At 68.2% G+C, this 18,220-nt stretch carries 12 protein-coding genes; 2 read left to right on the top strand and 10 right to left on the bottom strand.

The genetic code is table 11. The features are described 5' to 3' along the window. Window positions 1–7: 7 nt before the first annotated feature. The 6 genes from ACGFI6_RS25930 to ACGFI6_RS25905 are packed head-to-tail and all read right to left on the bottom strand — an operon-like array spanning window position 8 to window position 8,552. Complete coding sequence (locus ACGFI6_RS25930; RefSeq protein WP_393122792.1) at window positions 8–1,015, bottom strand: ABC transporter ATP-binding protein; 1,008 nt, start codon at window positions 1,013–1,015, stop codon at window positions 8–10. Next, entirely contained in the window at window positions 1,015–2,010 is a 996-nt protein-coding gene (locus ACGFI6_RS25925) for an ABC transporter ATP-binding protein (protein ID WP_393122790.1), read from the bottom strand. The genes ACGFI6_RS25930 and ACGFI6_RS25925 overlap by 1 nt, the downstream gene beginning before the upstream one ends. 9 nt (window positions 2,011–2,019) lie before the next feature. After that, window positions 2,020–3,165, bottom strand: a complete 1,146-nt coding sequence (locus ACGFI6_RS25920) for an ABC transporter permease (RefSeq protein ID WP_393122788.1) — start codon at window positions 3,163–3,165, stop codon at window positions 2,020–2,022. A 6-nt stretch (window positions 3,166–3,171) separates the two neighbouring features. Beyond that, complete coding sequence (locus tag ACGFI6_RS25915) at window positions 3,172–4,170, bottom strand: ABC transporter permease (RefSeq protein WP_393122786.1); 999 nt, start codon at window positions 4,168–4,170, stop codon at window positions 3,172–3,174. Window positions 4,171–4,173: 3 nt separating this feature from the next. Beyond that, entirely contained in the window at window positions 4,174–6,156 is a 1,983-nt protein-coding gene (locus ACGFI6_RS25910) for an ABC transporter substrate-binding protein (protein ID WP_393122784.1), read from the bottom strand. Window positions 6,157–6,176: 20 nt separating this feature from the next. After that, a complete protein-coding gene (locus tag ACGFI6_RS25905) occupies window positions 6,177–8,552 on the bottom strand; it encodes an Ig-like domain-containing protein (RefSeq protein WP_393122782.1) in 2,376 nt (791 codons plus the stop codon). A gap of 227 nt (window positions 8,553–8,779) precedes the next feature. Here ACGFI6_RS25905 and ACGFI6_RS25900 point away from each other — a divergent pair, with 227 nt between their 5' ends. Beyond that, window positions 8,780–10,525, top strand: a complete 1,746-nt coding sequence (locus ACGFI6_RS25900; RefSeq protein WP_393122780.1) for a glycoside hydrolase family 127 protein — start codon at window positions 8,780–8,782, stop codon at window positions 10,523–10,525. Beyond that, on the top strand, window positions 10,522–13,383 hold the full coding sequence (locus tag ACGFI6_RS25895; protein ID WP_393122778.1) for a glycoside hydrolase family 2 TIM barrel-domain containing protein: 2,862 nt from the start codon (window positions 10,522–10,524) through the stop codon (window positions 13,381–13,383). The genes ACGFI6_RS25900 and ACGFI6_RS25895 overlap by 4 nt, the downstream gene beginning before the upstream one ends. Here ACGFI6_RS25895 and ACGFI6_RS25890 read toward each other — a convergent pair. The 4 genes from ACGFI6_RS25890 to ACGFI6_RS25875 all read right to left on the bottom strand — a co-directional run bounded on the left by ACGFI6_RS25890 (window position 13,367) and on the right by ACGFI6_RS25875 (window position 18,219). Then, window positions 13,367–15,472, bottom strand: a complete 2,106-nt coding sequence (locus tag ACGFI6_RS25890) for a DUF6351 family protein (RefSeq protein WP_393122776.1) — start codon at window positions 15,470–15,472, stop codon at window positions 13,367–13,369. The two genes, ACGFI6_RS25895 and ACGFI6_RS25890, sit on opposite strands and share 17 nt — an antisense overlap. A 6-nt stretch (window positions 15,473–15,478) precedes the next feature. Continuing rightward, a complete protein-coding gene (locus ACGFI6_RS25885) occupies window positions 15,479–16,354 on the bottom strand; it encodes a TRM11 family SAM-dependent methyltransferase (RefSeq protein WP_393122774.1) in 876 nt (291 codons plus the stop codon). 969 nt (window positions 16,355–17,323) lie between these two features. Continuing rightward, a complete protein-coding gene (locus ACGFI6_RS25880) occupies window positions 17,324–17,755 on the bottom strand; it encodes a DUF2550 domain-containing protein (RefSeq protein ID WP_393122772.1) in 432 nt (143 codons plus the stop codon). A gap of 62 nt (window positions 17,756–17,817) precedes the next feature. Beyond that, a complete protein-coding gene (locus tag ACGFI6_RS25875) occupies window positions 17,818–18,219 on the bottom strand; it encodes a F0F1 ATP synthase subunit epsilon (protein WP_393122770.1) in 402 nt (133 codons plus the stop codon). Window position 18,220 lies beyond the last annotated feature (1 nt).

Below are 18,220 nucleotides of genomic sequence, written 5' to 3'. Positions count from 1 at the left end.
ACCTCTCTTACGGGGCGGTGGTGGCCGTGAGGACACCCTTCAGATCCAGCTGTTCGGCGAAATGACAGGCCACCTTGCGGCCCCTGATCTCGCGCAGCTGTGGCACTTCGGTCGCACACCGGTCCTCGGCGTACCCGCACCGCGGATGGAACGGGCAGCCGGCCGGCACCTTCGAGGGATCCGCGATCTCGCCGCGCAGCTTGATCCGCTCTCGCTGACCGCGCGACGCGGGATCGGGATCCGGTACGGCGCTGAGCAGCGCCTCGGTGTACGGGTGCAGGGGTTTGCTGTAGAGCTCTTCGGTCGACGCGCTCTCGACGAGCTTGCCGACGTACATCACCGCGACGTCGTCGGCGACGTGCTCGATGATGCCGAGGTCGTGGGAGACGAACAGATAGGTGAGACCGGACTCCTCCTGCAGGTCCTTCAGCAGGTTCAGGATCTGGGCCCGGACCGACACGTCGAGCGCGCTGACCGCCTCGTCCGCGACCACCAGCCGCGGCTCGGTCGCGAGCGCCCGGGCAATCACGACGCGCTGCCGCTCACCGCCGCTGAACGCGTGCGGGTAACGGTGCGCGTACTCGGCCCGCAGCCCGACGCGGCGCAGCAGCGCGGCGACCTTGTCGTCGATCTCGTCGCGCGAACCGGCGCCCTGGACCTTCAGCGGCTCGGCGATGATGTCGCGCAGCGTCTTGCGCGGGTCGAGCGAGGAGTGCGGGTCCTGGAAGATCAGCCGGACCTGCGCCCGGTACGGCTTCAGCTGCTTCTCGCTCAGCGACGCCAGGTCGACGCCGTCGAACATGATGCTGCCCGACGTCGGCTCGTACGCGCGGACGATGCAGCGGCCGAGCGTCGTCTTGCCGCAGCCCGACTCCCCGACGAGCCCGAGCGTCCGGCCGGCCCGGATCGACAGGTCGACCCCGTCGACGGCCTTGACGTAGCCGTGGTTGCGCCCGAGCAGCCCCCCGCTGAGCGGGAAGTGCATCGTCAGGTCTTTCGTCTCGAGCAGGTTCATCACTTCTCCTCGCCGTACAGCAGGCAGGCCACGTCGATCTCGTCGCTGCGCACCCGGGGCGGCACGGTCGTGTCGCACTTGCCGGCCATGAACGCGTCGCAGCGCGGGTGGAACCGGCAGCCCGACGGCCGTTCGTACGGGGGCGGCACAGTCCCCCGAACCGCGACCAGGCGGTCCTGGGTGTTCTGGCCCAGCCGCGGCACCGAACGCACAAGTGCTTGCGTATAAGGGTGTTTGGGCTTGCTCAGCACGGCGGACGCCGGGCCCTGCTCGACGACCTCGCCGAGGTACATCACCGCAACCTCGTCGGCGACCTGCGCCGCAACGCCGAGGTCGTGGGTGATCAGCATGATCGCCATCCCCAGCTCCTGCTGGAGGTCCTGCAGCAGGTCCAGGATCTGCGCCTGCGTCGTGACGTCCAGCGCCGTCGTCGGCTCGTCCGCGATCAGCAGCCGCGGCCGGCAGGACAGCGCCATCGCGATCATCGCGCGTTGCCGCATGCCACCGCTGAGCTGGAACGGGTACGAGTCGACGCGGCGCTTCGGGTCCGGGATACCGACCCGGTCGAGCATCTCGATCGCGCGCTCCCGGGCGGCCTGCTTGCCGAGGTTCTCGTGCAGCCGGACCGCCTCGATGATCTGGTCGCCGATCGTGTGCACCAGGCTAAGCGACGCCATCGGCTCCTGGAACACCATCGCGATGTCGGCCCAGCGCACCTGCCGCAGCCGCTTGTCCTTCGCCGCGAGCAGGTCGAGCGGGTCCTTGTCAGTACCGTCGTCGTACAGCAGCACCTCGCCGCCGACGATCCGGGCCGGCTTCTCGACCAGCCGCAGGATCGACCGGGCGGTGACGCTCTTGCCACACCCGGACTCGCCGACCACGGCCAGCGTCCGGCCGCGCTGGACCGTCAGGCTGACACCGTCGACGGCCTTCACGACGCCGTCGCCGAGCTCGAAGTGGGTCCTGAGCTCGCGCACTTCCAGAAGAGGTTGCATGTCAGGTCCTCACTTGTACGGGTCGGCAGCGTCGCGGAGACCGTCTCCGACGAAGTTCATGGCGAGTACGACGACCACGACCGCGAGCCCCGGGGTCAGCAGCCACGGCGCGGTGGCGACCGCACGGACGTTCTGCGCGCCCTCGAGCAGCACACCCCAGCTGACCGCGGGGGGCTGCAGGCCGAGGCCGAGGAACGACAGGCTGGTCTCGCCGAGGATCATCCGCGGCACCGCCATCGACACCGACGCGATGATGTGGCTGGCGAACGACGGCACCATGTGGCCGAAGATGATCCCGGTCCGGCCGACCCCGTCCAGGCGGGCGGCCATCACGAAGTCCTCCTCGCGCAGGCTGAGGAACCGCCCGCGGACGTCCCGGGCCAGCCCGGTCCAGCCGATCAGCGACAGGATCACCGTGATCGCGAAGTACCTGGTCAAAGGTCCCCAGCCACCGGGCAGCGCAGCCGACAACGCCATCCACAACGGCAGCGTCGGGATCGACATGATGAACTCGATGATCCGCTGGATGATGTTGTCGACGGTGCCACCCAGGTAGCCGGAGATGCCGCCGATCAGCATGCCGAGCAGGAAGCTCGCGAACACCCCGACCAGGCCGATCGACAGCGACACCCGGGCGCCGTGGATCAGCCGGGACAGAAGGTCGCGGCCGGACTGGTCGGCGCCGACCAGGAAGAACGGCTCGCCGGCCGTGGTCGGGCCGATCAGGTGGATGTCGGACTTGATCGGACCCAGGATCGAGTACTCGTCGCCGTGCACGAACCACCCGACGTCGACGATCTTCGACCGGTCGACGGTGAAGGTCTGCTCGAACGTCTCGGTGTTGCGCGTCGACGAGTACCCGTACACGAACATCCCGTGCTCGCTGTCGATGTGCACCCGCTGTGGCGGGGCGTACGGCAGCGACGTGTGTGCGGTGTCGGCGCTCGACGGTGCGAAGAAGCCGGCGAAGATCGCGATGAAGTAGATCGGGATCAGTACGATCAGCCCGATCAGCGCCAGCCGGTGCCGGCGGAACTGCCGCCACATCAGCCGCCACTGCGGCAGCGCGCCGTGGTCGCGAAGGCTCTTCACCACCTCCTGTTCCTGCGGAGTCTGCTCGAGCTCCGGGGAGATCTCCTCGGTCTGCTGGGCCATACGGATCTATCCCTTCTGGAACCGGGTGCGGATCCGCGGATCCCACCAGGCCAGTGCGAGGTCGCTGAGCATCGTGCCGATCACCGTCAGCGTGCTGAGGATCAGCACGAAGCTGCCGACCAGGTACATGTCCTGGCTCTTCACCGCGCCGAGCAGCAGCGGGCCGCTGGTCGGCAGGCTCATCACGACCGAGACGATGGTCTCGCCGCTGATCAGGCCCGGCAGCAGCCAGCCGACCGTGCTGAAGAACGGGCTGAGCGACATCCGGACCGGGTACTTGAGCAGCAGCTTCCACTCCGGCAGACCCTTCGCCCGCGCGGTCGCGACGTACGGCTTGTGCAACTCGTCGAGCAGGTTGGCCCGGGTGATCCGGATCAGGCCGGCCGTGCCCGCGACGCCGACCACCACGATCGGGATCCACAGGTGCGAGAGCAGGTCGAGCAGCTTGCCCAGGTTCCAGGCCGCGTCGGCGTACTGCGGTGAGAACAAACCGCCGACGCTCTGCCCGAAGTACCGGAACCCGACGTACATCATCACCAGCGCGAGCATGAACTCCGGCACGGCCATCCCGATGAAGCCCAGGAACGACGCGATGTAGTCGCCGGAGGAGTACTGCCGCAGCGCGCTGTAGATGCCGATCGGGAACGCGATCGCCCAGACGAACAGCAGGCTGGCCAGTGACAGCACGATCGAGAGCAGGACCCGGCTGCCGATCAGACTGGAGACCGATTGGTTCCAGGCGAACGACTGGCCGAGGTCGCCGTGCAGGACGACGCCCCCGATCCAGGTCAGGTACTGCACCATGAACGGCTTGTCCAGGCCGTAGTGCCGCTTCAGCTCGGCGATCTGCGAGTCCGGGATGTCCCGGCCCTGGGCCTCCGCGTTCGCGATCACGGTGGTCGTGTAGTCGCCCGGCGGCAGCTTGATGACCACGAAGGTGACGAACGAGATCGCCACCAGCGTGAGCAGCATCCAGACCGTCCGCCGGCCGACGAAGCGCAGCATCGGCTACTGCTCCATCGAGAACTGCTCGGGGTGCACGATGCCCGGGGCCACCGACTCGCTCATCGTCGTGGGCACGTTGTGGAAGTCGTTCTTCACCACACCGTAGGTGTTCGGGACCGAGCTGATGCCGATGTAGTAGAACTGGTCGGCCGCGATCTGCAGGATCTGCTTGCCGAGCTCCAGCGTCTTGCCCGGGTCCGGCTCCTGCCGTGCCTGGGTGAACAGCTCCATCTGCTTCTGCACCTCCGCCGGCGGCTTGGTGCCCTTCTCGCCCTTCGACTGGTACCACTGCGCCCAGGCGATCCCGTAGCGTGCACTGCCGTCGTTGGTCGGCACCCAGTAGTGGTCACCACCGGTACCGGTCGGCAGCACGAAGGTGCCGCAGGTCCAGGTGCCGGCGTCGTGGTCGTTGCCCTTGACCCGTTCCTTGTAGAGGTCCTCACTGACCGGCTGCGCCCGCAGCTCGATGCCGACCGCGGCCCAGCGCTTCTTCAGGAACTCGACCGCCTCGACGTGGTCCGGGAACGACTCGCTGATCAGTACGGCGACCGAGACCGGCTTGCCGTCCGCGCCGAGCCGCTTGCCGTCCGCCGACTTCTTCGTCAGGCCCGCGGCGTCCAGGTGCTGGTTCGCCTTGGCGGCATCGAACTCCAGGAACTGGGTCGCGAGCTGCTCGTTGTAGTACGGCGAGTCCTTCGGCGGGGCGCCCTGCCAGGGCTCGCCCTGTCCGGCGTACACCGCGTCGATGACCTCTTTGCGGTTTATCGCGTGCGACAGCCCGGCGCGGAACTCCTTGTTCGCGAACAGCGCCCGCTTGACCGGGTCCTTGTGCGTCAGGTTGAGGCCGAGGACCATCGTGTTGGTCAGTTGGGTGGGCACCTCGATGAGCTTGTAGTTGCCCTTCTGCCGGTTCTGCGCGACGACCGGCTTGTTCTGCGGCGTGCCGAAGTTCCGGTACTGCATGCCGAACTCGCCGTTCATCACCTTCAGCAGCTCGACCTGCGCGTCCTGGACGACCTCGACGCGGCAGTTGTCGATGTACGGCAACTGCCGGCCGGCGTCGTCGACCTTCCAGTAGTACGGGTTCCGGGTCAGCGTGACCGCGGAGCCCTTGCCGAGCGGGGTCTGCACCTTCCAGGCCGCGAGGGTCGGCTGCTCCGGGTTGGTCCACGGGTTCTGCTTCTGCGCGAACAGGTCCACCCAGCTGCCGACTCCGGCCTTCTTCGCCAGCGCGTTCGCGTTCTTGTTGTACTTCAGGTGGAACTGCTGGAAGTAGTGCTTCGGCAGCAGCATCCCGTACGCGCCCTCACGCAGGAAGATGCCGTCCGCGACCTGCCCGAGCAGCGACGGCTGCGGCGCGGTGTAGGTGATCGTCACCGTACGGTCGTCGACCTTCTCGACCTTCGCGATCTTGTTGGTGTCCGGCGACAGGAACGCGTCGTAGATGCCGTCCGGGTGCAGACCCTCGTCACACTGCACCTCGAGGATCGTGAACACCATGTCGTCGGCGGTGCAGGGCTTGCCGTCGGACCACTTCAGGCCCTCGCGGAGCTTGAACGTGAACACCTTGCTGTCGGCATCGACCGTGAACTCGGCCGTGTTCGACTCCATCTCGTCGTACCCGGGCTTGCCGGTCTTGTCCGGCTTCCAGCGCACCAGCGGCTCGTAGTTCATCGCGTACCACAGCCACTGGGTGTCCTCCTGGGTCAGCATCGCCGACCGCCAGGTCCCTCCGTACTGCGTCTTGCCCTCGAGCGGCTTGATCACCACCGGGTTCTTCGGGAGCCGGTCCGCGAGCGCGGGCAGGGATCCCTTGTCCACCAGGGCTTTCAGCATCGGCGACTCCTTCTCGCCGGCCGTGGCGGCCTGCGCTCCGGAGCCGGCCGGCTTGGTGTCGAAGAACCCGCATCCTCCGACCGTGGCGACTGTCAGCAGTCCGAGACCGCCCTGCAGCAGCCGGCGCCGGTTGATCATGCGTTCAGACATTTGCGACATGGCGATTTACCTCACTGCTGCTCGAGCGTGATGTTGCTGAACTGCGCCGTCCCGTAGTCGACCAGGTCGTTGTCGACCCGGCCGCCGTCGATGGCGAAACCGATGTAGAAGGTCCGGCTCGGCATCACGAGCTTCTCGTAGCCGAAGCGGTCCCACTTGACCTGATCCGTGGAGATGAACGCCTCGAACTCGACGTCCCGGTACTGCGGGCGCTCACGCCGGAGCAGCCGCAGCCAATACACCTTCGTCGGGTCCAGGTAGCTGTCGTCCCAGGGCCACGGGCCGACGCTCGGCACCGTGCCGTCGGTCTGGATCCGGATCGCCTGCGCCTTCATGCCGCCGTCGTCGGTGGCCGTCGGCGCGGCGCTCGCGTTGTCGTTCACGGTGCCGTAGCCGCCCGCGACGCCGAACCCGAGACCGCCGTACATGAACGGCGCCGCCGGGTCCAGGGAGTCGCGGATCATCAGGCCCGCGGTCAGCCCGTTCGCGATCTTGCTGATCTTGTCCAGCCGCGCGGTGACCTGCGAGACCGCGCCCGCCCCACCGACCTGGAGCTTGCGGTAGACGTAGTGGAAGTTGCTCGTCCGCCCGTAGATCCGGCCCGACCCCTTGATCGTCAGGATGCCGTTCTCCAGGTTGCCGGAGCCCGGCAGCGGCGGCTTGCCGACCGACGCCGACGTCCAGTTCGCAGTCCCGGTCTGCCGGTTGACGTGCACCTGCGTCGAGCTCGACTGCGTTGCCGTGCCGTTCTTGTCGGTCGCCCGCGCGGTCAGCCAGTAGGAGCCGTCGGCAACGTTCTTCCACTGCACCTGGTACGGCGCCTTGTCGGCCGTACCAACGATCTGGTCACCGACGAAGAACTCCACCTTGGCGAGCTGGCCGCCCTTCGCCGCCGCGGCGTCCGCCTTGATCGTCACGGTCGGCGCGGTGCGCCCCGGGATAGTCTGGTCGTACGCCGGGCTGGTGATCCGTACGGTCGGATTGCCGACCTGCTCCGGAACCAGCGAGTTCAGGTAGTTCTCCAGGTAGGTGTAGCCGTTCGGAGCGATCTTCTGCGCGTCCGACGGGTCGTTCGGGTCGAGGCCGTTGGCCTTCTCCCACCAGTCCGGGATGCCGTCGTGGTCGGAGTCGACCGGCGCCTCGGTCTGCACCAGCTCCGGGTAGCCGCCGACCTCCTTCTGCGAGTTGATCAGCCGGCCGGTGCCGTTGCGGACCTCCGCGATCACCCGGGCGTCGGCCGCGTCCCGCTTCGGCAGGATGGCGCCGGCGTTCGCCAGCACGGCCTCGTACGCCTTGTTCGCCGCCTGGATCTCGCCGCGGCCCGGGATCGGCTGCGGCTGCGACAGCTCGACGATGCCGCCGATCGGGTAGCGGATGCCCTTGCGGTTGTGCGCGGTGACGTCCGGGTGGCCGTCGACCTGGTTGCCGGCGATGTACCACTGGCCGCCGCGGTTCGCGCTCACGATCACCGGTGCGACCTCATCCAGCGTGGTCGGGCCCGGCTTGTAGAAGTTGTTCATGATGTTGATGCCGTTGGCCCACTCGCCGCCGTACACCGACGTGTAGCCGTGGTCGTACACCACGTTGTTGTAGTGGTCGACCTCGAGCTCGATGCCCTCGGTGTAGCCGAACCGCGGCTGCCGGCCACCCTCGTGCGCGATCAGGTTGTGGTGGTACGTGTTCCGCTCGCCGCCCCAGATCCCGCCGTACCCGTGCCGGTTCTTCGGGTGCGCGGACAGCGCCAGACCCTCGGAGACGATGCACCACTGGATGGTGACGTCGAAGTTGCCGTACGGCGAGAGGCACTCGTCGACCGCCCAGCTGAACGAGCAGTGGTCGATGATCAGGTTCCGGATCTCCGGGCTCACCGAGCCGGGCACGTTGGTGTTGAACGAGTCGTCCGCGATCTCGTTCTCGTCACCGAGCCGGAAGCGCAGGTAGCGGAGCACGATGTCGTGGGCGCCGCCCGCGACGTTGGTGCCGTAGCCCGCCACGCAGATCCCGCCACCAGGCGCGGTCTGTCCGGCGATCGTCAGGTTGCTGCCGAGGATCTTCAGCCCGGACGCCAGCTGGATCGTGCCGGAGACCCGGAACACGATCGTCCGGTCGGAGCCGGACACCGCGTCGCGCAGCGATCCGGGTCCGGAATCGGCCAGGGTGGTCACCTCGTAGACGGAGCCACCACGGCCACCCTTGGACCACTTGCCGGCGCCCTCGGCGCCGGGGAAGGCCGGCAGTTGGTCGTCGTTCGCGGTGGCCTGGGCAGCCGGGACGGCCTGGGCGGCCGGCGTGATGCCGAGCGACGCGACGCTGATGGCGGCCGCGGTCGTACCGACGAATCCGCGCCGGGACCAGCCGGGTGCAGTGGGAGGGGGTGTTTCGGTCATCGTCCATGCCTCGCTTTCGGCAGGGGGCGGCTGCTGAGTTGCGCAGTCAATGAATATCTAGTCAAGTCCGAATGGAACGACGGCCCTCATGGTCACGGAGGTTACGAGCCGATGTCAAGGGCGTGACGCCGGAAAATTGCAATCGTTTGCATGCAGTGATTTTCGCCGCCGCAATCGTTTGCACGAACTCTTGCCCTGACGTCCGCGACGATGGTTACCTTGCCCCCATGCCTTTGCGCCCACTTCCCCTCGGCAGTACAAAACTCAGCGGCGGCTTCTGGTCGAACCGCCGGCAGATCAACCGGGAGACCACGATTCCGGCCGCGGCGCAGCGGCTCGAGGAGGTCGGAACGCTCGGCAACTTCCGCCGCTCCACCGGCCCTTTCGAGGGCAAGCTGTTCGCGGACACCGACGTCTACAAGTGGCTGGAGGCGGTTGCCTGGGAGCAGTCCGGTGAGCCGTCGGCCGAGCTGTCCGAGTGGCAGACGAGTGCGAGTGCGCTGGTCGCGTCCGCGCAGGAGACCGACGGGTACCTGAACACCCACACGCGGCTCGCGCTCGACGGCAAGCGCTACGGCGACCTGGAGAAGGGCCATGAGCTCTACTGCGCCGGACACCTGTTCCAGGCAGCAGTCGCGCAGGTGCGGGCGACCGGGGATCGCACGCTGCTCGACGTCGCCTGCCGGTTCGCGGATCACTTGTGCAAGACATTCGGGCCCGGCCGGCTGGAGGGTGTCGACGGGCACCCGCTGATCGAGATGGCGCTCGTCGAGCTGTACCGCGAGACCGGTACGGCGGCGTACCTCGAGCTGGCGTCGTACTTCGTCGAGGCGCGCGGGCACGGGGGGCTCACTCCCCCGGGTCACCACGGGCCGGCGTACTTCCAGGACCACCTGCCGGTACGGGACGTCCGTACGCTCGCCGGGCACGCGGTCCGGGCGCTGTACCTCGCCTCGGGCGCAACCGATGTCGCCGTCGAGACCGGTGACGCCGAACTGCTCGACGCGCTGCAGGCGACCTGGTCGACGATGGTCGAGAGCCAGACGTACCTCACCGGCGGTGTCGGCTCCCGCTGGTACGGCGAGGCGTTCGGCGACCCGTTCGAGCTGCCGCCGGACACCGCGTACTGCGAGACCTGTGCCGCGATCGCCAGCGTGCAGTGGAGCTGGCGGCTGCTGCTGGCAACCGGTGAGAGCAAGTACGCCGACCTGATCGAGCGGACGCTCTACAACGCGGTGATCTCCGGCGTCTCGCTCGAGGGCGATCGCTTCTTCTACGTGAACACGCTGAAGGTGCGCGACAATGCGCTTGCCGACGACCAGCGCTCCGCGGTCGGTGGACGGCAGCCGTGGTTCGGTACCGCGTGCTGCCCGCCGAACGTGATGCGCACGCTGTCGTCGCTCGACCAGTTGGTCGCCACGGCGGACGACGACGGAGTCCAGGTCCAGCTCTACGCGCCGGCCAGCGTGCGGGTGGGTGAGATCGGGTTCGAGGTGGAGACCGAGTACCCGTGGCACGGCACCGTACGGGTGCGGATCACGGCGGCGCCGGACACACCGTGGACGCTCGGGTTGCGGATCCCGGCGTGGGCGGACAGTCATCGGCTGACGATCAACGGGCACGAAGGGCCGCTGCGCCGCGTGTGGTCGGTGGGCGACGAGGTCGTACTGGAGCTGCCGATCACGGCTCGCCGTACGGCACCGGATGAGCGGATCGACTCGGTCCGCGGCTGCATCGCGATCGAACGCGGACCGCTCGTGTACTGCTTCGAGCAGCAGGATGCATCTGCCGTCCTCGATACAACCGCGGTCGTCGCGGGTGAGCTGATCGAGCGCGAACAGCCCGATCTGCTAGGCGGCGTGACGACGGTCGACGTACCGACCCGCGACGGGACGCTGACCGCGATCCCCTACTACGCCTGGGCGAACCGTGAGGTCGGCCCCATGACCGTGTGGATCCGGGACGACGCATGAGGTACTGGGAGGATCCCGGGCCCGGGTACGGGATGTTGCCGGCGCGGGCTGCCGTACGGTCGGATGCACCGCGGCTGAGTCTGAACGGGCAGTGGCGCTTCCGGTTCACCCCGACCGTGCCTGCGACCGGCTTCGAGGCGGTGGACTTCGACGACTCGGAGTGGGACTGGTTGCCGGTGCCTTCCTCTTGGCCGATGCACGGGCACGGGAATCCGGCGTACACGAACCAGAAGTATCCGTTCCCTGTTGATCCGCCGTATGTGCCGGACGAGAATCCGACCGGCGACCATCGGCTGGTGTTCGAGCTTCCGCCGGACTGGAGCGGGCCGACGGTGCTGCGGTTCGACGGGGTGGACTCGTGTGCGCGGGTCTGGCTGAACGGGGTCGAGCTCGGGGTGACGCGCGGGTCGCGGTTGCCGGCCGAGTTCGCGGTCGACGAGGTACTACGGCCCGGGCGCAACGTGCTGGCGGTGCGGGTGCACCAGTGGTCGTCCGGGTCGTACCTCGAGGACCAGGACATGTGGTGGCTGCCGGGCATCTTCCGCGACGTCACGCTCGTCGCGTGCCCGGTGGACGCCTTCGTGCACGCGGACTATTCGGACGGTGCCGGGGTGCTGCGGGTCGAATCGGCACCGGGCGCGATCGTACGGATCCCTGCGCTCGGCGTCGAGGCGCCGTGCGGGGAGACGGTCACGATTCCGGACGTCGAGCCGTGGTCCGCCGAAGTGCCTCGGCTGTACGACGCGTTCGTGGAGCTGGCGGATCAGGTGGTGTCGCTGCGGATCGGGTTCCGGACCGTGGAGATCGTCGACGGCGTGCTGCGGGTCAACGGCAGGCGGGTGCTGTTCCACGGGGTCAACCGGCATGAGCACGACCCGGTGTTCGGCCGCGCCGTACCGTACGAGCGGATGCGCGAAGAGCTGCTGGTGATGAAGCGGCACAACATCAATGCGATCCGGACCAGTCATTACCCGCCGGACTCGAGGCTGCTGGAGCTGTGCGACGAGCTCGGGTTCTGGGTGATGGACGAGTGCGACTACGAGTCGCACGGGTTCATGCTGATCGACTGGCGCGAGAACCCGGCCGACGACCCGCGGTTCCTGGACGCGTCGATCGACCGGATGCGGCGAACCGTCGAACGGGACAAGAACCACGCGTGCGTGGTGATGTGGTCGCTCGGCAACGAGGCCGGCGTCGGGGCGAACTTGACCGCGATGGCCGCCTGGACACGGGATCGGGATCCGTCCCGGCCGCTGCACTACGAGGGCGACCTCACCTGCGCGGACGTGGATGTCTACAGCCGGATGTACGCGTCGCACGCCGAGGTGGAGGCCATCGGCAAGCGTGCGGAGAAGCCGTTGGACGATCCGGTGCTGGATGCTCGGCGGCGAGCGATGCCGTTCGTGCTCTGCGAGTATTCGCATGCCGGCGGCAACGGTCCCGGCGGCCTTCCGGAGTACGAGGAGCTGTTCGACCGGTACGAGCGTTGTCAGGGCGGATTCCTCTGGGAGTGGATGGAGCACGGGATCCTGCGCGCCGACGGCTCGTACGGGTACGGCGGCGACTTCGGCGAGGAGCTGCACGACGGTACGTACGTCCTCGACGGTCTGGTCTTCCCCGACCTGACGCCTCAGCCTGTACTGGCCGAGGTGCGCCGGGTCTACGAGCCCGTCCGGCTGACGATCTCCGGCGACGTACTCACCGTCACCAACCGGTACGACGTCCTCGACACGGCGCACGTCGCGCTGCACTGGGAGGCCGCCGACGAAGGCGAGGTCGTTGCCCGCGGCACCCTCATCGCCCCCGTCGTACCCTCCGGCGGATCCGCCACCGTCGAACTGCCTGACCTCCCGGCCACCCAGAACCGGGAACGCTGGCTGACGATCCGCGCAGTCCAAACCACCGGCACCCCGTGGTCCCCCGCCGGCCACGAACTCGCCTTCACCCAGGCGCGTTTGAGCGGTGAACCTCCGACGTTGCCCCTTCCTGCCCCGCATACCACCGGGGTAACGGGCCAGTTGAGAGGTGAACCCACGAAACGGGACGGCGGCGAGCTGCGGGTTGGGGCGGGGCGGTTCGATGGGCAGACCGGGCGGCTCATCGGGCTGCACGGGTGGGACGTGACGCATGTGCCGCTCGAGCTGTGGCGGGCGCCCACTCAACACGATGCCCGTACGTGGGACGCGACCACCCTGGACCGCAAGAGCCGGTGGGCCAACGCCGGGCTGGACCGGCTGCGGTACCGCACCGTGGCGATCGAACCCAGCGACGACGAGCTGGTCGTCACCACGATGGTGGGCGCCGCTGCCACGGACATGCGGGTGCTGACGACGTACCGCTGGACGACCGACGGCGATCGCCTCACGGCAGCGGTCGAGGTGGAGCCGCTGGGCGAGTGGACAGTGCCCTGGGCGCGGCTCGGGGTGACCTTCGGAGTGCCGGCTGGTTTCCACACGATGACCTGGTTCGGTCTCGGGCCGGGGCAGGCGTACCCGGACTCGCGCTCCGCGGCGCGCATCGGCCGCTATACCAGCACGATCGACGAACTCCAGGTCCCGTACCTGTATCCGCAGGAGAACGGCGCCCGTGGCGACGTCCGCTGGGCCGAACTGTGCGGCGCCGCTGGATCCCTCCGTCTGGCAGGCGATCCACACGTTGCCCTGACCGTTCGACGCTGGACCACAGCCCAGTTGGCCTCGGCCGAGCACCCAGCCGATCTGTGTGCGAGCGACCAGGTGTGGATCACGCTGGACGCGCTGCAGCACGGCCTCGGCAGTCCGACCAGTGGAGCGCCGATCCTGCCGCCGCACGATCTGCAGCCGCAGAAGCACACGTTCGGTTTCAGCCTGGGAAGCTGAGCCAGGTCCCTTCGAGCGGTTCCTGCCCGATCCCCGGCTTCGACCAGTCACACACCCCGCCGGGGAAGATCGCCAGCAGCTTGCGCCACTGCGCGTCCGTGAACCCCCGGTAGTCCGATCGTGCCGGGGGTCGCAGCGCGCACTTGATCACGTCCGCGGCGATCCCCGCGCCGGCCACCTCGCGGGGGAACGACGCCGACGGGAACAGCTTCTCGCAGCGCGACGCCGGGTTCCGGTCCAGCGGCTGCGCGATGAAACCGTTCGGGCTGCGACACCCTTCCTCGAGGCTCGACGGCCGCGCGGCCATGATCTTGTCCATCCGCGGCCGCGCCGTGCCGTCCGCCGTCAGTTGCGTCAGCCATTCGTCCATCGCGTCGACCGCATGCCGCAGCAGCGGGCTCGCCGTACTGAACAGGCCGTACCGCGTGTCCTCGAGCAGGCTCACCTGGTTGGCGGCCGTGCCGTTCGCCTTCTGCAGCCGGGCGCGCATCGAGAACGTGTGGTACCGAACGTGGATGTCGCCGTAGCCGAGCGCGTCGGAGTACGCCCGGTAGTCGATGATCGGTACGTCCTTGAGTCCGCCACCGCCGTTGGTCAGCCGCCCGGTCCGGTACGCCGTCCGTACCGCCTGCGGATCCGCGACCGTACGCAGCGGAACCAGGTTCGCGTCCGCGTCGAAGCCGCCGATCCGGTCGTTCAGGTCCAGGAACTGTGCGGGCGAGATCGCGCCGGACTTGAGCGCCCGCAGCCCGTACTGCACGCCGACGTTGTCCAGCGGCCGGCGGGCGAACCCGGTCACGGGATCCTTGCCGTAGGCATTGACCGCGTGGTCGAAGACGTCACAGCGGACGCCACGCGGGTTCCGTACCGGGTCGTAGCGCTGCGCCGCGGCGACCATGCCGCAGCTCTTCCGCGGATCCATCCGGCGCGCACTGACCGCCATGCTCGGCAGGGTCGCGTAGATCCGGAAGCCGGCCACCTTGCGCTTCTGCTCCTGCGTCCAGCCGATCGCAGCCTTGGTGAAGTACGAGTCCAGCAGCCATGAGTCGCTGAGGAACGACACCGTACCGAAGCCGACGTCGGGGAACGAGCAGCCGACGATGATGCCGTCGAAGATGCCCGGGTAGTTGTCGGTGATCTGGTGCGCCTGGTACGAGCCGCCCGAGCACCCGAAGCCGACCGTGAACTCCGGCCGGCCGTAGTGCTCGACGAACAGCTCCTTGGTCATCATCGCCGCCTCGGCCGCGAGCAGGTCGTTGCAGTTCTGCGCGTAGACGTTCAGCGAGGACGACATCAGCGCGTACCCACGCCCGAGCAGGAACGGGTCGGTGACGCCGCCGGTCGTCGTACCGGAGCGGTACCAGCCGCCGGAGCAGCCGCCGCCGAGGGTGAAGATCGCGCGGCCGTTCCAGCTGGCCGACCGGTGCGTCGGGGTCGGCGCCGGATCGTGCAGCGGGTCGTGCAGCATGCTGGTCTGGACCACGGCGCGGTCGGCGCTGCCGGTCTCCATCCGGACGATGAACGGATCGCCGGCGTCGGTCCTGGCCAGGTCGGACGGGTATCTTCGCGTACCGGTCGGCCATTTCGCCCACTTCCGCGCGGTCGTCCGGTAGAAGTAGTCGACCCGCGGTTTGATCGTGCAGTTCGCGTCCAGCGGTGCGCCGAGCGTGCCGCCGATCACCGGGAGCTTGAACTTCGCGGTCTGGCAGACGTACGGCTGCTCGTGCGGACCTGAGAAGACCGGGCCCTCGCGTGGGTGGTTGCGTACCTGCAGCGTCGCTCGCCGTCCCCCGGACTCGGCGCGCAGCTCGTTCGCGCCTAGGCGAAGGTTCCTGACCAGACCCGTACGGCCGGTGTCGTCGGGGGTGAACTCCGACGACACGTCCTCGCCGTTCAGCGTCACGCGGACGCGATCGTCCGGGTCCGACACGTCGACGTGGACCAGCGCGTCACCGCCCGTCACCGCGTCCGCCCGGCCGGACAGCACCTGCACCTTCACCGGCCGCGACGCGACCGCCGGCACCAGCGGGAACACCAGCGCACCGGCGATCAATGCAGCAACGATCCGTCGCGGTCGCGAAGTCAGCACTCCTCCTCAAGTCTCTCCGTAGCCAATTGTCGCGGATGGCTGGGCGACCACGATGACCGGATGCTGCCCGGCGACCGCGACGTCGTACCGCGCCTGCACCCGCCACCCCCGACCAAGCTGCTCCACCTGCTCCGGCATCAAAATCGCAACCAACAACCCACCCGGCCGCAACCGTTCCCGCCAACGCCGCGCCCACGAAGCCAGATCGCCCACCCCCAACCGGACCCCCCAAGGCGGATTGGTAACCACCCGATCCACCATCCCCCCACCCCGCCCAGCCTCCCCCACCAACCACCGAACCCCCACCCCGCGCCCGTCCCCCACCTCACGCCTGTTGTGTAGAGCGGTGGCGTTTGCTGTGGCTGCTGCTATTGCGTCGGGATCCCGGTCCACGCCGACGTACTGGGCTCCGGGCTCGAACAGGTGGGCTTCCAGCAGGATCGTCCCCGCGCCACAGAACGGGTCCAGTACGTCATGCCCAGGCTCAAGCTCTGCGAGCTGCGCCATCGCGGCAGCGACCGGCGGATGCAGACTGCCCTGCACCGTCCGCCGCCGCCACGCTCGCCGATGCAGCGGCACCGCGTACGGCCGTCGCGCAATCCACAACGTCTTCCCGTCCAGCACAACCCGCCACTCAGTACGGTCAGCCGGCGGTACGCTCCCACCCCGCCGCGAGAAGTACCGCCCACCCAGCCGCTCCCCCACCAGGTCCTCTACGTCGTACCGGTTGAAGTTCCGCGTCCCCACGAACGACGCCGACACCGCGAACGCCTCATCGCGCCCCGCCGGCTCCACCGCTTCACGTACCGCGGCAAACAGCCCAGCACGCGTACGCCCAGGATCAGGCGCAACCCCGTACACCTCGAACACATCATCAGCCACCCGCGGCGGCCATACCCCCGAAACCCCCGAAACCTCCGCGACCCCCGACGCAGGCTCGACCACCACCTGCCGTTTGGACACCTCGACCACCCGGTGTCCCGCGGCGGCAACCTCCTCGGCCGCCATCCATTCCAGCCCTGCAACAGTCCGCACAAGTACGCATGCGCGCATGCCGAATCTCCCGGTAAGCACCCGGGAGCAACCAGCCAGCTACTCCCGCGTCGCCGACCAAGGGCAAACGCCACACGACGGGCCGACGGAAGTCAGCCGCGTCGAAAAAAGAAACTCTGCACGCCACAACCCTCACACACCCACCCCGAACCACCCACCCCTTTTCGCCCCACCGCTCGAGCACTCCGAGCGGATATCCGGCTCTTGTGTCCGATGTGTGGGTGCCGACCACTCCGCTTCCGAGCCGTGCGGCGGGCTGGGGTGGGGCTCGGTTCGGTGGTGCAGCACGCGAGCCACGACACCCTTGTCCTGCCCTCTGTGCCGGGGTCGCGCCGAGTCGTAGCGTCTGGCTGGCCCCCGGAACACCGAGTCGTGGATCGAGGCTGCGTTTGCCCCGTATTTCACGACCAAGATCCACGACTCGACGAAACCACTCGACTGCCGCACGTCCGTCGCCACGTGGCCATCCACTCCTGCACCACAACAGCCGGATATCCACTCGCGTTGAGGGGTGCGGGCGCCGGCGGGGTGGGCAGTTCGACAGGACATGTCGGTCGGCGCGACGTCGGTGGGTTGGGACAGGCAGTGGAGGGTTCGTACAGGTCGTGGCCTGTCCGCGGTCCCCGCTACTTGTTCTGACCCTCCAGTTCGTCCCGGAATCCCACGCCCGCCCACCATCGGGTCCACCCACACATCCGACAGGAGAGCCGGATATTCATCGGCGTTGAGGGTTCTCACCCGGTACGCGAGTGGAGAAGCCACCAGCCGAGCGGATATCCGGTGCTGTGACGAGGTGGGTCAGAGGTAGGTCTGGGTGCTGGGGGGTGCGGATTCCATCCAGGCCAGGACGCCGGTGAGGGCTTCTTCGGTCATGGCGAAGTGGACGGTACGGTCCCGGAGGTCGGCGTCGACGATGACGTGCCCGGCGTATGTGACCAGCGGCTCGTTGCCCATCGGGCGACGGGTGCTGATGCCTTCGAGCCGGCGGCGGTTGACGACCAGCTTGGGCCACCAGGCGAGGCTGAAGACGCGGAACCACTGCAGGTCGTCGCCGACGTACCGGGCCAGGCCGAGGGCCCAGCCGCGGCCGTGCTCCTTCTGGGCGAGCTGCAGGCTGCAATCAAAAGTTCCGCCGTCTCTGGTCAACCAGCGACGGCGGAACGCGACAAGCACAATGAACAGCACGGCGGCAAGCAAACAGACCCCGACAACATCGAGGACTGTTCCCATACTTGCCGACCTTCCCCAATGTTGGATGCTGCCAGTGACGATATTTGATTATGGCAGTTGGATCAGGATGTCTGCTCGGCGGCCCGTACCCTGGCCTCCGCGAGTCGCACCTCGTCGGCGTCGGCGTCGGCCAGGCCGGCCGCCAGCGCCTGCTCGAGCTCGCGCCGAGCCTCCTCGAGATCGATGTCGTGACCCATCTCGGCGTTCTCGGCCAGGATCGAGACCCGGTCGTTCGCCACCGAGATGAAGCCGTCCGGCGCGGCCGCGACGAAGTACTCGTCGTCGACGGTCCGCACCTGGACGGTGCCGCCCTGCAGCAGGCCCAGCAACGGCGCGTGGCCGGGCAAGATACCGACGTCACCGTCCGTCGTACGGGCGATCACGATCCTGGCCTGGCCCTGCCACACGGTCCGCTCGGCCGCGACCAGCGCGACCTCGAGGTGCTTGGCAGAGTTGTCGGCCATC

It is taken from the genome of Kribbella sp. NPDC048928, from assembly GCF_043197975.1.
Taxonomy (GTDB): Bacteria; Actinomycetota; Actinomycetes; order Propionibacteriales; family Kribbellaceae; genus Kribbella.
This window is presented reverse-complemented; position numbering and strand designations above follow the sequence as displayed.